Origin of the sequence: Bradyrhizobium sp. USDA 327, assembly GCF_041262065.1 — a bacterium.
Classification (GTDB): domain Bacteria; phylum Pseudomonadota; class Alphaproteobacteria; order Rhizobiales; family Xanthobacteraceae; genus Bradyrhizobium; species Bradyrhizobium liaoningense.
The window spans coordinates 1,370,209-1,387,076 of the sequence record NZ_JBGCCW010000001.1; the positions used below are offsets into that span (position 1 = coordinate 1,370,209).

At 64.6% G+C, this 16,868-nt stretch carries 14 protein-coding genes; 9 read left to right on the plus strand and 5 right to left on the minus strand.

The window, feature by feature from the left end:
• The 5 genes from ABIA42_RS06265 to ABIA42_RS06285 all read left to right on the plus strand — a co-directional run bounded on the left by ABIA42_RS06265 (position 1) and on the right by ABIA42_RS06285 (position 7,060).
• Entirely contained in the window at positions 1 to 2,706 is a 2,706-nt protein-coding gene (locus ABIA42_RS06265; protein ID WP_370114862.1) for a molybdopterin-dependent oxidoreductase, read from the plus strand.
• Positions 2,707 to 2,938: 232 nt separating this feature from the next.
• Positions 2,939 to 3,835 (plus strand): SMP-30/gluconolactonase/LRE family protein, encoded by an 897-nt coding sequence (locus ABIA42_RS06270; RefSeq protein ID WP_370123622.1) that lies wholly within the window; start codon positions 2,939 to 2,941, stop codon positions 3,833 to 3,835.
• 119 nt (positions 3,836 to 3,954) lie between these two features.
• Positions 3,955 to 4,794, plus strand: coding sequence for an aldo/keto reductase (locus ABIA42_RS06275; protein WP_370114860.1), 840 nt, complete (start codon positions 3,955 to 3,957; stop codon positions 4,792 to 4,794).
• A gap of 184 nt (positions 4,795 to 4,978) precedes the next feature.
• The gene (locus tag ABIA42_RS06280; RefSeq protein ID WP_271529997.1) at positions 4,979 to 5,920 is read left to right on the plus strand and encodes a DMT family transporter; all 942 of its coding nucleotides are present in this window, start codon (positions 4,979 to 4,981) and stop codon (positions 5,918 to 5,920) included.
• 60 nt (positions 5,921 to 5,980) lie between these two features.
• Entirely contained in the window at positions 5,981 to 7,060 is a 1,080-nt protein-coding gene (locus ABIA42_RS06285; protein WP_370114857.1) for a zinc-binding dehydrogenase, read from the plus strand.
• A 109-nt stretch (positions 7,061 to 7,169) separates the two neighbouring features.
• On the opposite strand, the gene ppk2 is transcribed toward ABIA42_RS06285, so the two are convergent.
• Both ppk2 and ABIA42_RS06295 read right to left on the minus strand, forming a co-directional pair.
• The gene (gene ppk2 / locus ABIA42_RS06290; protein WP_370114855.1) at positions 7,170 to 8,090 is read right to left on the minus strand and encodes a polyphosphate kinase 2; all 921 of its coding nucleotides are present in this window, start codon (positions 8,088 to 8,090) and stop codon (positions 7,170 to 7,172) included.
• 87 nt (positions 8,091 to 8,177) lie between these two features.
• Positions 8,178 to 8,639 carry an Lrp/AsnC family transcriptional regulator gene (locus ABIA42_RS06295; RefSeq protein WP_028177825.1) on the minus strand — a complete coding sequence of 154 codons (462 nt, stop codon included), beginning with the start codon at positions 8,637 to 8,639 and terminating at the stop codon, positions 8,178 to 8,180.
• 132 nt (positions 8,640 to 8,771) lie between these two features.
• Between ABIA42_RS06295 and ABIA42_RS06300 the strand changes: the two genes are divergently transcribed.
• The 3 genes from ABIA42_RS06300 to bla all read left to right on the plus strand — a co-directional run bounded on the left by ABIA42_RS06300 (position 8,772) and on the right by bla (position 13,829).
• The gene (locus ABIA42_RS06300; protein WP_370114853.1) at positions 8,772 to 11,135 is read left to right on the plus strand and encodes a transketolase; all 2,364 of its coding nucleotides are present in this window, start codon (positions 8,772 to 8,774) and stop codon (positions 11,133 to 11,135) included.
• 249 nt (positions 11,136 to 11,384) lie between these two features.
• Positions 11,385 to 12,815 carry an aldehyde dehydrogenase family protein gene (locus ABIA42_RS06305; protein WP_271529993.1) on the plus strand — a complete coding sequence of 477 codons (1,431 nt, stop codon included), beginning with the start codon at positions 11,385 to 11,387 and terminating at the stop codon, positions 12,813 to 12,815.
• A 123-nt stretch (positions 12,816 to 12,938) separates the two neighbouring features.
• Positions 12,939 to 13,829 carry a subclass B3 metallo-beta-lactamase gene (gene bla / locus ABIA42_RS06310; RefSeq protein WP_271529992.1) on the plus strand — a complete coding sequence of 297 codons (891 nt, stop codon included), beginning with the start codon at positions 12,939 to 12,941 and terminating at the stop codon, positions 13,827 to 13,829.
• A 33-nt stretch (positions 13,830 to 13,862) separates the two neighbouring features.
• Here the strand turns inward: bla and ABIA42_RS06315 are convergent, their stop codons facing one another.
• Complete coding sequence (locus ABIA42_RS06315) at positions 13,863 to 14,831, minus strand: SMP-30/gluconolactonase/LRE family protein (RefSeq protein WP_370114851.1); 969 nt, start codon at positions 14,829 to 14,831, stop codon at positions 13,863 to 13,865.
• Between the two features lie 90 nt (positions 14,832 to 14,921).
• On the opposite strand from ABIA42_RS06315, the gene ABIA42_RS06320 reads away from it, so the two are divergent.
• Positions 14,922 to 15,746, plus strand: coding sequence for an NAD-dependent epimerase/dehydratase family protein (locus tag ABIA42_RS06320; protein WP_370114849.1), 825 nt, complete (start codon positions 14,922 to 14,924; stop codon positions 15,744 to 15,746).
• 7 nt (positions 15,747 to 15,753) lie between these two features.
• Here ABIA42_RS06320 and ABIA42_RS06325 read toward each other — a convergent pair whose 3' ends face one another.
• Entirely contained in the window at positions 15,754 to 16,164 is a 411-nt protein-coding gene (locus tag ABIA42_RS06325; RefSeq protein ID WP_370114847.1) for a cupin domain-containing protein, read from the minus strand.
• A 44-nt stretch (positions 16,165 to 16,208) separates the two neighbouring features.
• Entirely contained in the window at positions 16,209 to 16,661 is a 453-nt protein-coding gene (locus ABIA42_RS06330) for a carboxymuconolactone decarboxylase family protein (protein ID WP_370114845.1), read from the minus strand.
• Positions 16,662 to 16,868: the final 207 nt, after the last annotated feature.

Genomic DNA, 16,868 nt, shown 5'->3' on the forward strand with positions numbered 1-16,868 from the left:
ATGACGGCGATCGATCCCGCGCTCCGCACCACCAAGACGACGTGCCCCTATTGTGGTGTCGGCTGCGGCGTGCTGGCGACACCCGACGGCAAGGGCGGGGCGGCTATCGCCGGTGATCCCGACCACCCCGCCAATTTCGGCCGGCTATGCTCAAAGGGCTCAGCGCTCGGCGAGACCGTCGGGCTCGAAAGCCGGCTGCTCTACCCGATGATCCGTTGCAAGGGCGTGCTGGAGCGCGTTGCCTGGAGCGATGCGCTCGATCATGTCGCCCATCGCATGCAGCACATCGTGGCGCGCGACGGCGCCGACGCGGTCGCCTTCTATCTCTCCGGCCAGCTCCTCACCGAGGACTATTACGTCGCCAACAAGCTGATGAAGGGATTTGTCGGCACGGCGAATGTCGACACCAATTCGCGGCTCTGCATGTCCTCCTCGGTCGCCGGTCACCGCCGTGCTTTCGGCGCCGACACCGTGCCCGGCTGCTACGAGGATCTCGACCAGGCCGACCTGCTCGTCTTCGTCGGCTCGAATGCGGCCTGGTGCCATCCCGTGCTGTTCCAGCGAATGCTGAAGAACCGGCAGGAGCGTGGCGCGCGCATGATCGTGATCGACCCGCGCCGTACCGACACCGCTGGTGATGTCGATCTCTTCCTCGGCCTCAAGCCCGGCACCGACACGGCGCTGTTCTCCGGCCTCTTCGTTCATCTCGTCGACAATGGCGCGCTCGATCGGGACTACATCGCGCAGAATACCAGCGGATACGACGACGCGCTGGCGCGTGCGCGCAACATCGCAGGCAGTGTCACTGCGACGGCGCTTGCCACGGGCCTCTCCGAGCAGGACGTCGCCACCTTCTTCAGGATGTTCCGTGACACCGAGAAGGTCGTCACGCTCTATTCGCAAGGCGTCAACCAGTCGGCGCAGGGTACCGACAAGGTCAACGCCATCCTGAACTGCCATCTCGCGACGGGGCGCATCGGCAAGCCCGGTGCCTCGCCGTTCTCGCTCACCGGCCAGCCCAATGCGATGGGCGGTCGCGAGGTCGGCGGCCTCGCCAACATGCTTGCCGCCCATATGGGTTTCACGCCGCCCGACATCGATCGTGTCAGGCGGTTCTGGAAGGCGCCGCGCATCGCCACCCATGAGGGGCTGAAGGCGGTGCAATTGTTCGAGGCCATCAACCGCGGCGAGGTCAAGGCGCTGTGGGTGATGGGCACCAACCCGGCGGTGTCGCTGCCGGATGCCGACATGGTCCGCGATGCCCTGAAGAAGCTCGAGCTGTTCGTGGTCTCCGAGAACGTGCTCTCCAACGACACGGTCGAGGCCGGTCCGCATGTGCTGCTGCCGGCGCTGGCCTGGGGCGAGAAGTCGGGCACGGTGACCAATTCCGAGCGGCGCATCTCGCGCCAGCGCTCGTTCCTGCCGGCGCCGGGCGAGGCGCGCCCCGATTGGTGGATTCTCAGCGAGATCGCAAAACGTTTCGGTTTCGGCGACAGCTTCAACTACAAATCCGCCGCCGATATCTTCCGCGAGCACGCCGCACTCTCGGCTTTCGAGAACAATGGCAGCCGCGATTTCGATATCGGCGCGCTGAGTTCGGTGTCCGACGAAGCGTTCGACGCCTTGAAGCCGGTGCAATGGCCCGCGCGCGAGGGGCAGACGCCCGGCGAGCGCTTCTTTGCGAGCGGCGGGTTCTTCACCAATGACGGCAAGGGCCGCTTCGTCGCGCCGGAGGTGCCGGCGCTGCGCGGCGAGACCGGTCCGTCGCGTCCCCTGAGGCTCAACACCGGGCGCATCCGCGACCAGTGGCACACCATGACGCGCACGGGTCTCAGCCAGCGCCTGGGCGCGCATTTGCCGGAGCCCTTCGTCGAGATTCATCCCGATGACGCCAGCAAATACGGCATCGCCCATGACGGCTATGCCCGCATCACCACCGATTACGGCCAGTGCATCCTGAAGGCCGTCGTCAGCGAACGGCAGCAGCGCGGCACCCTGTTCGTGCCGATCCACTGGAGCGCGATGAATACCTCGCACGGCCGCGTTGGCGCGCTGGTGCAGTCGTTCACCGATCCATTCTCGGGCCAGCCGGAGGCGAAGGCGACACCGGCCGCGATCGCTCCTTACGAATTCGTCTTCCGCGGCTTCGCGCTGTCGCGAAAGCAGATCGACCTGCCGGAGAACCTGTTGTGGACCCGCGTCACGGTCGCCGGCGGCTTCGGCTATCTCTTTGCGGACAACGGCGATCTTTCGCGCTGGCCCGCCTGGCTCGAGAACGTCGCGGGCGCGGACGTTGCCGAGTACCGCGACTTCGGCGGCGGGGTCTATCGCGCCGGCTCGTTCGCAGGCGACCGCATCGAGACCTGCCTGTTCGTCGGACCCGCGCACGATGCCGGCGATTGGGAGGTGGTGAAAAGCGCATTCGCCGCCGACCAGGTGACCGACGAGCAGCGCCGCATGCTGCTGTCCGGCAAGTCGATAGAGGGCGCCGCTTCGACCGGCCCGATCGTCTGCGCCTGCTTCGGCGTCGGCCGCGGCACCATCTGCGACACCATAGCTGGCGGCGCACGCACCGCCGCCGAGATCGGCGCCAGGCTCAAGGCCGGCACCAATTGCGGCTCCTGCATCCCCGAGATGAAGCGCCTGATCGCGACGACCGAGGCGGTGCCGGCAAAGCAGGTGAAGGTCGCTGGCGCGGCGGGGTAGCGCTGCTTTTCTGGGGCGTCGCCGAATATTCCGATGTCATCGCCCGGCTTGACCGGGCGATCCAGTACGCCGAGACACTTATGATTAAGCGGTGAGGCCGCGGTGTACTGGATTCCCCGCTTTCGCGGGGAATGACAATGAGGGCGAGGCGCCATGCCGCCCACGCCAATCGACGCGCCGTCGATTGTGCCCTATGCTGCCGCGCTCCCCCTCTGCAATCACAACAACAATGATGTACCTGGAAACGCCGCCCCGCCTGATCGAGACAAAAGTCTTCTCCACAATGCCCGACAAGTTCCGCCGCAAGGGCGTGCGGACGGAGTGGGCCGACGCCAACCGGCCGGGCATTGCCACCGACAGCTTCATCGAAGGTCCTTCATTCGACGAGGATGGCAACCTCTACATCGTCGACATTCCCTTCGGCCGCATCTTCCGTATTGCGCCTGACGGCGAGTGGTCGCAGGTCGCCGAATATGAGGGCTGGCCGAACGGGCTGAAGATCGCATCAGACGGCCGCATCCTGGTTGCCGATTACATGCACGGCATCATGGAGCTCGATGCGAAGGCCGGGCGGATCAAACCGGTGCTGACTGCGCGCAATTCGGAATCGTTCCGCGGCTGCAACGATCTCCACCTCGCCACCAATGGCGACGTCTATTTCACCGATCAGGGTCAGACCGGGCTGCACGACCCCAGCGGCCGGGTCTATCGTCTCGCGTCGAGCGGCAGGCTCGATTGCCTGATCGACACCGGCATCAGCCCGAATGGACTCGTGCTCGACCCGACCGAGACCGTGCTGTTCGTCGCGATGACGCGCGACAACGCGGTGTGGCGGTTGCCCTTCATGAAGGACGGCAGCGTGTCCAAGGTCGGCCGCTTCTGCTCGCTGTTCGGCACGAGCGGTCCTGACGGCATGACCATGGATGCCAAAGGCCGCCTGTTCGTCGGCCACGCCTCGCTCGGCCACGTCTTCGCGTTCGCGCCCAACGGCGAACTGATCGCGCGGATCAAATCCTGCGCGGGGCCGAACTGCACCAATGTCGCGATCGGTGGCGCGAAGAAGGATCGGCTCTATATCACGGAGTCGGCGACGGGCAGCGTGCTGGTTGCCGACATCAGTGATCTCTAAAGCGCGATGCGATTGGATGAATCGTCATCGCGCTTTGGGTCATTGTTTGAGCATGATCTTTTCGGAAAACCGCTGCACACTTTTCCGGATCATGCTGTAGAGCATCTGAAGGAGTAAACATGAACACACATCCCTTCGGCCGGACCGGCGCCAACGTCTCCGTCATCGGGCAGGGCACCTGGTATCTCGACCACGGCGACCGCAAGCGCGCGATCGCGGCGCTTCAGCGCGGGCTCGATCTCGGCATGACCCATGTCGACACCGCCGAGATGTATGGCGATGCCGAGCTCGTCATCGCGGATGCGATCGCGAGCCGGCGCGACGAGGTGTTCCTCGTTTCGAAGGTGCTGCCCAGCAACGCCTCGCGCCGCGGAACCATCACCGCTTGCGAGCGCTCGCTGAAGCGGCTCAAGACCGACCGGCTCGACTGCTATCTCTTGCACTGGCGCGGCTCCTATCCACTGGAGGACACCGTCGCTGCATTCGAGGATCTGGCGACATCAGGCAAGATCAAGTCCTGGGGCGTCTCCAATTTCGACGCGGACGATCTCGACGAAATTCTCGAGGTCGCTGGCGAAGGCCGGATCGCGTGCAACCAGGTGCTCTATCATCTGAAGGAGCGCGCGATCGAGCATGCGGTGATCCCGTGGTGCGAGCGGCACGGCGTCGCCGTCGTTGCCTACTCGCCGTTCGGGCACGACGATTTCCCGGCGAGCAGCAGCAAGGGCGGCGCGGTGCTGGCGCGCATCGCGGAGGCGCGTAGCGCGACGCCGCGTCAGGTCGCACTGAGCTTCCTCACCCGTGCGACTACGGTGTTCGCGATCCCGAAGGCCTCGTCCGCGGAACATGCCGGCGAAAATGCGGCCGCGGGCGATCTCGCGCTGACGAAAGACGAGGTTGCGGCGCTTGACGCGGCGTTTCCGCGCGGGCCGAAGCCGCGCGGCCTGCCCATGCTGTAATGCACAACGGGCAATATTAACGGAGCATTGACGCGCGCGGCGGCCCGCGCATATCGGCATCCTGTTTTCGGAAGTTGTGAACGCGACGCATTTGTCGTTTTTTAGGGCGCTCGATTCGCATTTTTCCCGAGTTCCAGCCGTGACCCCGCCGCCAGCCGCAGCCGCAAGGCTCGATAGTATTTCCATGTCCATGCCCGAGAGGAAGCATGTCGGTCGCCGCGCACCCGCGCGCGTCGATCATCCCTTCAGAGGCATCGCACTGATCCTGCTCTCGACGGTGTTCCTCGGCTGCTCCGACGTCACCGCGAAATATCTGTCGACGAGCTTGCCCTCGATCGAGATCACCTGGATCCGCTTCCTCACCTTCACGCTGCTGTTCACGCCGGTGATGCTGCCCGCATCGCCGCTCTATGCGATGCGCACCAAGCGTCCCGGCCTGCACGTGATGCGCGGGGCGGCGCTGCTTGGCTCCTCGCTGTTCTTCATCACGGGCCTCGGCTTCCTGCCGATCGCGGAGGCATCCGCCACCGGCTTCGTCGCCCCGCTGTTCGTTACTGCGCTCTCGATCGTCTTCCTCGGCGAGAAGGTCGGCATGCGCCGCTGGCTCGCGACCGCGCTCGGCCTCATTGGCGTGCTGATCATCCTGCGCCCGGGCACCAGCGCGTTTCACCCCGCCGCATTCTTTCCGTTGGTCTCGGCGGCATGCTGGGCCGGCACTTTGATCCTGACGCGCATGATGAGCGGGCGGGAAGCCGTCGTCACCACCATGGCCTATTCCTCGCTGACGGGCCTTGCGATCCTGACCGCGCTGGTGCCGTTCGTCTGGGTCACGCCATCCTGGACCGCGGTCGCGCTCGGCATCTTCATCGGTGTCGCCTCGACCGCAGGTCAGTGGATCGTCGTCCTCGCCTATCGCTACGGCGATGCCTCGGTGCTGGCGCCCTTCTCCTATACGCAGCTGCTCTGGGTCAGTATTTTGGGCTTCTTCATCTTCGGCGAAGTGCCCGACATCTGGACCATCACCGGCGCGGCCTTCATCGTCGCCAGCGGCCTCTACATCGCCCATCGCGAGCGTGTCCGTCGCGCCCAGCTCCTGGTGCTGGAAGAGCGTTCGCCGAACGCCTGACGCAAGTTCGCCCCTCGTGCTTCGTGGTATCAGCGCTCCAAACAATACGGGAGGAGTCGGATGCGGGCCGCGATTTTCAGGAACGGAGAGATCGTCGTCGACCGGATCGCCGAGCCGAAGCCGGGCCCCGGCCAGGTGCTGGTCAGGACGCTTGCCTGCGGCATCTGCGGCTCCGATCTGCACGCGCGCCAGCACGCCCATCGCATGGTGGAGATGGCACGGAAGGTCGGGCGCAAGCCGATGGATCTCTCCCGCGACGTCGTGTTCGGCCACGAGTTCTGCTGCGAAATCGTCGACTACGGCACCGGCACCGAACGCAAGCTCAAGTCCGGCACCCGCGTCTGCTCGCTGCCGGCGCTGCTGACGCCGCAGGGTATCGAAGGCATCGGCTATTCCAACGACAATGTCGGCGGCTACGCCGAGGCGATGCTGCTGAGCGAGGCGCTGCTGCTTGCGGTGCCCAACGGGCTTGCGCCCGAGCATGCCGCGCTCACCGAGCCGCTGGCGGTCGGGGTCCACGCCGTGGCGAAAGCCAATATAAGCGGCGGCGAGGTGCCGCTCGTGATCGGCTGCGGCCCAGTCGGGCTCGCGGTGATCGCCGCGCTCAGGCTCAAGGGCCTGCATCCGATCATCGCCGCGGACTATTCGCCGGCCCGGCGCGCGCTCGCCGCACAGCTCGGCGCCGACGTCGTCGTCGATCCCAAGGTATCACAGCCCTATGCGACCTGGGCCGAGCACGCGCAGATGTCGGAGGCCGAGAAAGCGGCGCGGCCACCGTTCCAGGCCATGCTGCCGGCGCTGAAGCCGGCGATCATCTTCGAATGCGTCGGCGTGCCCGGGCTGTTGCAACAGGTGTTCGAAGGCGCGCCGCGCGACGCCAGGATCGTGGTGGTCGGGGTCTGCATGGAGACCGACAGAAGCGAGCCCATGCTCGGCATCATGAAGGAACTGAGCGTGCAATACGTGCTCGGCTACACGCCGGACGAATTCGCAAGCTCACTGCGCCTGATCGCGGAAGGGCAGGTGGATGCTGCTGCAATGGTGACCGCCGAGGTCGGCATCGACGGCGTCGCCAAGGCGTTCGCCGATCTCGCCAATCCCGAGATGCATACCAAGATCATCGTGCAGCCGTGGCGGTGACGGCCACGTAGGGTCGGCAAAGCGGTAGCGTGCCCACCATTCTCACCACAAACGCGGACGCATGGTGGGCATGGCGCTACGCGCCTTTGCCCACCCTGCGAGACCACCGTCAATATTTCGCCGGCACGTACATCTCCGGCGGGACCGGGCCTCGCTGATAGTCGGGGTTGCGCACGCGCGGCGGCAGCCTCACCGGAGCCCGTGCGACCTCCTGGTACGGGATCTGGGTCAATAGATGCGCGATGCAGTTGAGCCGGGCGCGCTTCTTGTCCACGGCATCGACGATCCACCATGGGCTATCCGGCAGATGCGTGTGCTCCAGCATCGTCTCCTTGGCCTTGGTGTACGCCTCCCAGCGACTGCGGGACTCGACGTCCATTGGGCTCAGCTTCCACTGCTTCAAGGGATCCTTGATCCGCATGGTGAAGCGGAACTGCTGTTCGTCGTCGGTGATCGAGAACCAGTACTTGACCAGGATGATGCCGGAGCGGATCAGCATGCGCTCGAATTCCGGCACTGACTTGAAGAACTCCTGATACTCGTCCTCCGAGCAGAAGCCCATCACGCGCTCGACGCCGGCGCGGTTGTACCAGCTACGGTCGAACAGCACGATTTCGCCGCCGGCCGGCAAGTGCGCGACGTAGCGCTGGAAGTACCATTGCGTGCGCTCGCGCTCGCTCGGCGCCGGAAGCGCCGCGACGCGGCAGATGCGGGGATTGAGTCGCTGGGTGATGCGCTTGATCACGCCGCCCTTGCCGGCGGAGTCGCGGCCCTCGAACAGCACCACGACCTTTTTCTTCTCGCTCTGCACCCAGTCCTGGAGCTTGACGAGCTCGCCCTGCAGGCGAAGCAGTTCCCGGAAATAGAGCCTGCGATCGACCGTCGGCCTCAGCGTTCCGGCCTCGTCAAGGAGCTCGTCGAGACGGGCATCATCCAGCTCCATCTCCAGTTCCTCGTCGAGATCATCGGCCATTTCCTGGATGATGCGCTCGCGCTTGGAGATCTCGGATTTTCGATCGGATGCGGTCATGGTCCTTCTCTCGGCTCGGATACCAGTCACAACGACCATCGGCGGGGTTTGTTGCGTCCATGTGACATGCGATCCCGCCGACGCAGGTCACACCGGCAGCGCGATCGAATACTTCACCTGGCTGAGCGCAAAGCTCGACTCGATGGAGGCGATGCCGTCGAGCCGGGTGAGCTTGGTCTTGAGGAACGTCTCGTAGGAGGCGAGGTCGGCTGCGACAACGCGTAAGAGGTAGTCGCGGTTGCCGGTCATCAGGTAGCACTCCAGGACCTCGTCCCATTTCGAGATCGCGCGGGCGAAGCGGTTGAGGTCCTCCTCCTTCTGGCGCGCCAGCTTGATCGAGATGAAGACGCTGACATGCAACCCCAGCGCCTTCTGGTCCACGGTCGCGATATAGCGCGAGATGACGCCGCGTTCCTCCAGCAGCTTGACCCGGCGATGACAGGGCGAGACCGAGAGCCCGACCTTGTCGGCGAGCTCCTGCATGGTCATCCGGCTGTCGTTCTGGAGATGGCTGAGGATTTTTCGGTCGATGGCGTCGAGCTCTGGCATTGGGATGGAACCTGGGTCAGGAGGCGTCTGATTGGTAAAATATCCCAATCTTGACCGGTATGGCGCGAAAAATTGAGAAGTTTGGCGCGGCTCGCAGGCGTATGATCGGGGCTTATTTCCCGGAGCATCGCCATGCCCGTTGATCCCGCTCGCCTCGACACACTGACCGCGCTTGCCCGCAAGGCGCTGTGGCTGTCGTCCTGGACCATTCACCACGCCAACCACATCCGCGCCAATGCGGACGGCCTCAAGGTCGGCGGCCACCAGGCCTCCTCCGCCTCGCTGGCGACCATCATGTCCGCGCTGTACTTCCATGTGCTGCGCCCCGAGGACCGCATCGCGGTGAAGCCGCATGCGAGCCCGGTGTTCCACGCCATCCAGTATCTGTTCGGCCGCCAGACCCGTGAGAAGCTGGAGAATTTTCGCGGCTTCAGGGGCGCGCAGTCCTATCCTTCGCGGACCAAGGACGTCGACGACGTCGATTTCTCCACCGGCTCGGTCGGCCTCGGCGTCGCGCAGACGCTGTTCTCTTCGCTGGTGCAGGACTACGTCAAGGCGCATGGCTGGATGAAGGACCGCCGCGAAGGCCGGATGATCGCCCTCGTCGGCGACGCCGAGATGGACGAGGGCAACATCTTCGAGGCTCTGGCAGAGGGCTGGAAGCACGGCCTGCGCAACACCTGGTGGGTGGTCGACTACAACAGGCAGTCGCTCGACGCCGTCGTCCGCGAAGGGCTCTGGGAAAAGTTCGAGACCATGTTCCGCAATTTCGGCTGGGACGTGGTGATCGTGAAGTACGGCCGGCTGATGCGCGAGGCCTTTGCGGAAGCAGGCGGCGAAGCCTTGAAGCGCTGGATCGACAACTGCCCGAACGCGCTCTACGCGGCGCTATGCTTCCAGGGCGGCGCGGCCTTCCGCAAGCATCTGCACGACGAGATCGGCGACCAGGGCCCGATCACGAAGCTGATCGACAGGCGCAGCGACGAGGAGCTGCTCGCGCTGATGTCGAATCTCGGCGGCCATGACATGGCGAGCATGCTCGAGGCGTTCGACTCGATCGATCATGATCGCCCGGTCTGCTTCATCGCCTACACCATCAAGGGCGTCGGCCTGCCGTTCCAGGGCCACAAGGACAACCACGCCGGCCTGATGACCGTCGCGCAGATGGAGAAGTACCGCGACAGCCAGAACATCCGGCCCGGGCATGAATGGGACAAGTTCGAAGGGCTGACGCAGGATGCGGCCGAACTCGAAGCTTTCCTCGCGCGGGTGCCGTTCAACCAGGACGGCCGCCGGCTGACGGCTCCCGTCGTCGAGGTGCCCCAGCAGCTCGCCTTCAAGCCGTCGCCGCAGATGTCGACCCAGCAGGGCTTTGGCCTCGTGCTCAACGAGATCGCGCGCAGCGACAGCGAGCTGGCGAGGCGCATCGTGACGACCTCGCCCGACGTCACCGTCTCGACCAATCTCGGCCCCTGGGTTAACCGCCGTGGCCTGTTCGCGCGCGCCGAGAAGGCGGATTTATTCCGCAGTGAGAAAATTCCGTCGACCTACAACTGGGACGCCTCGCCCAAGGGCCAGCATCTCGAGCTCGGCATTGCCGAGATGAACCTGTTCATCATGCTCTCCGCGCTCGGCCTGTCGCACCAGATCAACGGCGAGCGGCTGCTGCCGGTCGGCACGCTCTACGATCCCTTCATCGAGCGCGGGCTCGATGCGCTGAACTATGCCTGCTACCAGGATGCCCGCTTCATGGTGGCGGCGACGCCGTCCGGCATCACGCTCGCGCCGGAGGGCGGCGCGCACCAGTCGATCGCGACGCCCTTGATCGGCATGGCGCAGGATGGCCTGGCCTCGTTCGAGCCGGCCTTCGTCGACGAGCTCGCCGTCATCATGGCTTTCGGCTTTGACCACATGCAGCGCGATCCCGGCGAGGGCGGCTCGGTTTACTTGCGCCTTTCGACGCGCAGCATCGAGCAGGCGCAGCGGATCATCACGCCTGAGCTGAGGCAGGGCATCACCGATGGCGCTTATTGGCTGCGCAAGCCGGGCCCGAATGCCGAAGTCGTGATCGCCTATACCGGCGCAGTCGCGCCCGAGGCGATCGAGGCGACCGGCTTCATCGGCGAGAGCCGCCGCGACGTCGGCCTGCTCGCGATCACCTCGGCGGATCGTCTCCACGCCGGTTGGACCGCCGCGCGGAAATTGCGGCGCGACCGCCGCGGCGTCCAGCATCTCAGCCACATCGAGAAACTGCTGGCGCCGCTGCCGCGCGACTGCGGCATCGTGACCGTGATCGACGGCCATCCTGCCGCGCTCGGCTGGCTCGGCAGCGTCCGCGGCCACCGCGTCGAGGCGCTCGGCGTCGAGCAGTTCGGCCAGACCGGCAGCATCGCGGACCTTTATCGGCACTACGGCATCGACGCCAACGCCATCATCGATGCGGCCGAAAGCCTCACCACCGGTGCGCCGGTGCTGCACCGGAAGATGGCGGTGTAGTCGAGGTAGCCACGGTGTCATTCCGGGGCGGCTCGGAGAGCCGAACCCGGAATCTCGAGATTCCGGGTTCGATGCTTCGCATCGCCCCGGAATGACTGCTGAGAGAATCTTGCCACGTTCCCGCCATCGGCTCATATAGCCTCCGCTCGCCGCAACGCTGGCCCCGCATATGGCGGGTTCAATTGCCGGCGCTTTCGTGCAAGGATGCCTGCCGAAACGCCCCCTCCAAGCCCCAAGAAGAGGTTAACGATGGTCAATCGCATGCAATTCTACATCGACGGCGCCTGGGTCGATCCCGCCGTCAAGAAGTCCACCGCCGTGGTCAATCCGGCGACGGAAGAGGCGATGTACGAGGTTGCGCTGGGCTCCAAGGCCGACGTGGACAAGGCCGTCGCCGCCGCCAAGCGCGCCTTTGCGACCTTCTCCCAGACCAGCCGCGAGGAGCGCGTTGCGCTGCTGTCGAAGGTCATCGAGGTCTACAAGGGCCGTCTCAAGGAGATCGGCGCTGCTGTCTCCGACGAGATGGGCGCGCCGCTGCCGATGGCGGAAAAGCTCCAGGCCGGCGCCGGCCTCGGCCATCTCATGACCACGCTCGACGTGCTCAAGAACTATCATTTCGAGGAGCCGGTCGGCACCGCCATGGTGCTGCGTGAGCCGATCGGCGTGGTCGGCATGATCACGCCCTGGAACTGGCCGCTGAACCAGATCGCCTGCAAGGTCGCGCCCGCGCTCGCCGCCGGCTGCACCATGATCCTGAAGCCCAGCGAGTTTACGCCGACCTCGGCGCTGATCTTCGCGGAAATCCTCCATGAAGCCGGTGTGCCCAAAGGCGTGTTCAACCTCGTCAACGGTCTCGGCCCCGAGGTCGGCGCCGCCATGAGCGAGCATCCCGACATCGACATGATCTCCTTCACCGGCTCGACCCGCGCCGGCATCGACGTCGCCAAGCGCGCGGCGCCGACCGTGAAGCGCGTCAGCCAGGAGCTCGGCGGCAAGTCGCCGAACGTCATCCTCGAAGGCGCCGACCTCACGAAGGCCGTGACCGGCGGCGTGATGCACATGTTCAACAACTCCGGCCAGTCCTGCAACGCGCCCTCGCGCATGATCGTGCCGCTGTCCAAGATGAAGGAAGTCGCCGCGATCGCGAAGGCGGTGGCCGACAAGACCAAGGCCGGCGATCCCCGCGCCGAAGGCACCACCATCGGACCCGTGGTCAATCGCGGCCAGTGGGACAAGATCCAGGGCCTGATCAAGAAAGGCATCGACGAGGGCGCAACCCTCGTCGCCGGCGGCCCGGGCCTGCCCGAGGGCGTCAACAAGGGCTTCTATGTCCGTCCGACTATCTTCGCCGATGTCACGCCCGACATGACGATCGCGCGCGAAGAAATATTCGGACCGGTGCTGACCATCATCGGCGCCAAGGACGAAGCCGACGCGGTGCAGATCGCCAACGACACGCCCTATGGTCTCGCCGGCTACGTCTACGGTCCGTCGGTCGAGGACGCCAAGCGCGTCGGCCGCCAGATCCGCGCCGGCAACGTCAATCTCCAGGGCGTGCCCAACGACCGCACCGCGCCGTTCGGCGGCTACAAGCAGTCCGGCAACGGTCGCGAGTGGGGCAAGTTCGGTCTCGAGGATTTCCTCGAAGTGAAGGCCGTCGCCGGCTTCAACGCGGCGTAGTTCATACGGCGCTTGCACTACAGGGAATGCCGGCTTCCAAGGAAGCCGGCATTCTTTGCTCAGAGACCGGCCGCTTCACTGCGACAACAGCCCGTCAAATCAAGAAAAGCAAAGGGACGGAACGTGCGAAAATTGATCATCGCATTCGTTGCGCTGCTGCCGCTGTCAGGCGCTGCGCAGGCCCAGACGGTGAAGGATCTGCTCAACACGCTCAGGGCGAAATGGAACGAACCGACCGAGCCGTTCAAGATCATCGACAGCGTCTACTATGTCGGCACCAACGGACTTGCGTCCTACCTGATCACATCGCCCCAGGGGCATATTCTGGTCGATACCGTGATGCCGGAATCGACGTCGCAGATCAGGACGAGCATCGAGAAGCTCGGCTTCAAGATCAGCGACATCAAGTATCTCATCAACACCCACGCCCATATCGACCACACCGGTGGCTTTGCCGAGTTGAAGCAGGCGAGCGGCGCGCAGATGGTCGCGGGCGAGGCCGACAAGCCGTTGCTCGAAGGCGGCTATTATCCGGGTGCGCAGGAGGAGAAGGCGCTCGACTTTCCGCCGGTGAAAGTGGACCGAACGGTGCGTGAGGGCGACACCGTTGCGGTCGGCAGCGTTACGCTAACGGCGCGCGAGACGCCCGGCCATTCGCCGGGCTGCACCAGCTGGGCATTCTCGGTGAAGGATGGCGATGCAACACGCTCGGTGCTGATCTTCTGCAGCGGCACGGTCGCGCTGAACCGGCTTGTCGGCAACCCGACCTATTCCGGCATCGTTGACGACTATCGCAAGACCTTTGCGCGCGCCAAGGACATGAAGGTCGACATCCTGCTGGCTCCTCATCCCGAGATGTACAAGATGGCCGAGAAGCGCGCCAAGCTCGCCGACGGCGGACCCAATCCGTTCGTCGATCCCGGCGAGTTCAAGGTCTATGCGGCATCGCTGGAGAAGGCCTTCGAAGAGGCGCTCGTCAAGCAGACCGCAGCGGCTCAGGAGAAGAAAGGGTAGGGGCGGTAGGTCGTGGTGGGCGCGCTGTGGAGCCTATCCTCCCACAGCGCCCTGCGTATTCACATACAGCGCGTAGATCGACTGGCTCGCCGCCATGAACAGGCGGTTGCGCTTGACGCCGCCGAAGCAGACGTTGGCGCAGCGCTCGGGCAGCGCGATGCGGCCGATCATGACGCCGTCGGGCGCGAACACCACGACGCCGTCGAGTTCGGGATCGCCCATGCCCCAGCCGCACCAGAGATTGCCGTCGATGTCGCAGCGCATGCCGTCGGGCGTGCCGGGACCGGCATCGATGTGGACGCGCTTGTTGGAAATCGTGGTGCCGTCAGGCGAGACGTCATAGGCGAGGATCTTGCGGTTCGGCACGCCGCGCGATTCCACGACATACAAAATCTTCTCGTCCGGCGAGAAGCACAGCCCATTCGGACCGAGCACGCCTTCGGCGACGATCGTCGCCTTGCCGGTCGCGGGATCGAGCCGGTAGACGTTCGGCTCGATCTCGGGTTCTGCCGTGTAGCCCTCGTAATTGCCGAGCAGGCCGAAGGTCGGATCGGTGAACCAGATCGAGCCGTCCGATTTGACGACGACATCGTTCGGCGAGTTCAACCGCTTGCCGTTGAATTGATCCATCAGCACGGTGATGCTGCCGTCATACTCGGTGCGAACAACGCGCCGCCCGCCATGCTCGCAGGTGATGAGCCGCCCCTGCCGGTCGCGGGTGTTGCCATTGGCAAAGTTCGAGGGCTTGCGGAACACGCTGACGGTGCCGGTCTCTTCCTCCCATTTGAGGATGCGCTGGTTCGGAATGTCGCTGCAGAGCAGATAGCGCCCGTCGCCGAACCACACCGGACCTTCGGCCCAGCGCATGCCGGTCGTCAGCCGCTCCACCGCCGACAGTTTCAGCCAGTATTTCTCGAAGCGGGGATCGAGCGCTTTGATCGCGGGGTCAGGGTAATAGGTCGCCGGCCGCCAGCCTTGGCTATGGGACGAGGCATCGTTCATGTGCGGTTCTCGTTGTTGCGTTCCCTCTGTCCAAGTCTGCTAGCATCAGATATCCATGGTCGCAAATCGGTCGATAAGACGAGGAAAGACATGCCGCGCATCTTGATGACGGGAGCTTCGGGCGGAATCGGAACGCGCCTTCGCAAACTGCTGCCGCCGATCTATCCGGATCTGCTGCTCTCCGACATCAAGCCACCGGCCGATCTCGGAGCCAACGAGAAATTCAAGGCGGCGGACCTCGCCGATCTCGCGCAGTGCGAGGCGATTTGCGAGGGCGTCGACGGCATCCTCCATTTCGGCGGCTATTCGGTCGAAGGCACCTGGGGTCAAATCCTCCAGGCCAACATCATCGGCGGCTACAATCTGTTCGAGGCCGCGTATCGCAAGGGCGTCAAGCGCGTGGTGTTCGCCTCGTCGAACCACGCCGTCGGCTTCTATCCGCGCCACCACAAGATCGGCACCGACGTCACCGCGCGGCCCGACAGCCGCTACGGCGTCAGCAAGGTGTTCGGCGAGGCCGTCGGCGCGCTCTACGCCGACAAGCACGGCCTGAAGGTGACTTGCCTGCGCATCGGCAATTTCGGCGACATGCCGCTCGACCAGCGCCGGCTGGCGATCTGGCTCAAGCCCGATGATCTCGTGCAGCTCTGCCGCATCGGGCTCGAACATCCTGACATCCATTTCGAGGTCTTTTACGGCGCCTCTTTCAACGAGCGTGCCTGGTGGGACAATCACCGCGCCTACGAGCTCGGCTATCGCCCGACCGGCCGCGCCGAAGATTTCCGTGACCACGCGATGGCGGAGCAGGCCAAGCTCAAGCCGGATCCCGTCGGCGATTATTTCCAGGGCGGCACCTTCTGCAGCATGGAGTTCGATGCCGACCCAGGCGGCGTGATCGACTGGACCAAGCGTTAAAAGCGGCTCACCTGCCGAGCGTCAACAACGGCTTGCCCGTCTCGACAATGTAGGTCGCAAGCTCCGCCGCGTTGCCGCTGCCGACGTTCGTCACCGCATGATGTACGCCGTGAGGAATGAGCAGCACCTCGTCGGCCTTCAGGATCACCGGCGGCCTGCCGTCGAGCCGATATTCCAGCTCGCCTTCGATCAGATAGACGAGCTCTTCGCCCGGATGACTGTGCCTGACGGCAACGACGCCCGGAGGAAAGTCGACGCGGACCTGGACGACCTCGCGCCCGGGCGCGCTCAGAGCTTCCTTCATGAGATGGGTGCGCTTGATGTCTCCGAGCCGTGGCTCTTCGGATCGTGCGGCGAACGAAGTCAGGCTGGTTGCGGCGATTAGCGCCGCCGCAACGATGATCCCACGTTTCGTCATGTGAATGTCCTTTCGGGTCGTGCAAGATGTTGGTGGGGAGCGCATCAGCCGGCGGCAGCCGCCGGCGTTGCGCGAAAGCTGATGGCCACGCGGTTGTAGGCATTCATCAGGCTGATGGCGATCGTGAGGTCCACAAGCTCACGCTCCTCGAACACGGCGCGTGCGGCCTGGTATGCCTCGTCGGGCACGCCCGTCTCGGCAACCCGTGTCACCGTTTCCGCCCATGCCAGGGCAGCCTGTTCGCGTTCGTCGAAGAGATTGCCGGCCTCGCGCCAGGCCTGCAGCAACGCGATCTTCTCGACCTTCTCTTCCTTCTTGAGCAGGTCGCGCGTGTGCATGTCGAGACAGTAGGCGCAATTGTTGATCTGCGAGATCCGCAGATAAACCAGCTCGATCAGCGTGGCGGAGAGCCGGCTCTGCAGGACGTAGCCGTAGACGCCGCCGAGCGCCCTGATGCCTGCCGGCGCGATCTGGTTGTAGTCGAGACGCTTACTCATGTTTCTCTCCTTGATGATGATTCTGCTGGACGGCAGTGGTCAGATCCTTCTCGCTGCTGTCGACGACGAATACTGCGAGCAGGCTTGCGGGTTTGGACCGGCTCGCATTGCGGCTGACGGGATGACGGGAGCCCGGCGGCTCGTAAAAGCTCTCACCGGTGCGGTAGACCCGTCTGGCACTTTCATGGAGGGTCTCCTGTTTTCGAA

What these genes read in the sequence shown, in the direction of transcription:
- ABIA42_RS06325 (WP_370114847.1), bottom strand. Translation starts at nt 16,164, where the DNA reads ATGACGAAACGTGGGATCATCGTTGCGGCGGCGCTAATCGCCGCAACC.
- ABIA42_RS06300 (WP_370114853.1), top strand. Translation starts at nt 8,772, where the DNA reads ATGCCCGTTGATCCCGCTCGCCTCGACACACTGACCGCGCTTGCCCGC.
- ABIA42_RS06295 (WP_028177825.1), bottom strand. Translation starts at nt 8,639, where the DNA reads ATGCCAGAGCTCGACGCCATCGACCGAAAAATCCTCAGCCATCTCCAG.
- ABIA42_RS06285 (WP_370114857.1), top strand. Translation starts at nt 5,981, where the DNA reads ATGCGGGCCGCGATTTTCAGGAACGGAGAGATCGTCGTCGACCGGATC.
- ABIA42_RS06280 (WP_271529997.1), top strand. Translation starts at nt 4,979, where the DNA reads ATGTCCATGCCCGAGAGGAAGCATGTCGGTCGCCGCGCACCCGCGCGC.
- ABIA42_RS06265 (WP_370114862.1), top strand. Translation starts at nt 1, where the DNA reads ATGACGGCGATCGATCCCGCGCTCCGCACCACCAAGACGACGTGCCCC.
- ABIA42_RS06275 (WP_370114860.1), top strand. Translation starts at nt 3,955, where the DNA reads ATGAACACACATCCCTTCGGCCGGACCGGCGCCAACGTCTCCGTCATC.
- ABIA42_RS06305 (WP_271529993.1), top strand. Translation starts at nt 11,385, where the DNA reads ATGGTCAATCGCATGCAATTCTACATCGACGGCGCCTGGGTCGATCCC.
- ABIA42_RS06270 (WP_370123622.1), top strand. Translation starts at nt 2,939, where the DNA reads ATGTACCTGGAAACGCCGCCCCGCCTGATCGAGACAAAAGTCTTCTCC.
- ABIA42_RS06330 (WP_370114845.1), bottom strand. Translation starts at nt 16,661, where the DNA reads ATGAGTAAGCGTCTCGACTACAACCAGATCGCGCCGGCAGGCATCAGG.
- ABIA42_RS06320 (WP_370114849.1), top strand. Translation starts at nt 14,922, where the DNA reads ATGCCGCGCATCTTGATGACGGGAGCTTCGGGCGGAATCGGAACGCGC.
- ppk2 (WP_370114855.1), bottom strand. Translation starts at nt 8,090, where the DNA reads ATGACCGCATCCGATCGAAAATCCGAGATCTCCAAGCGCGAGCGCATC.
- ABIA42_RS06315 (WP_370114851.1), bottom strand. Translation starts at nt 14,831, where the DNA reads ATGAACGATGCCTCGTCCCATAGCCAAGGCTGGCGGCCGGCGACCTAT.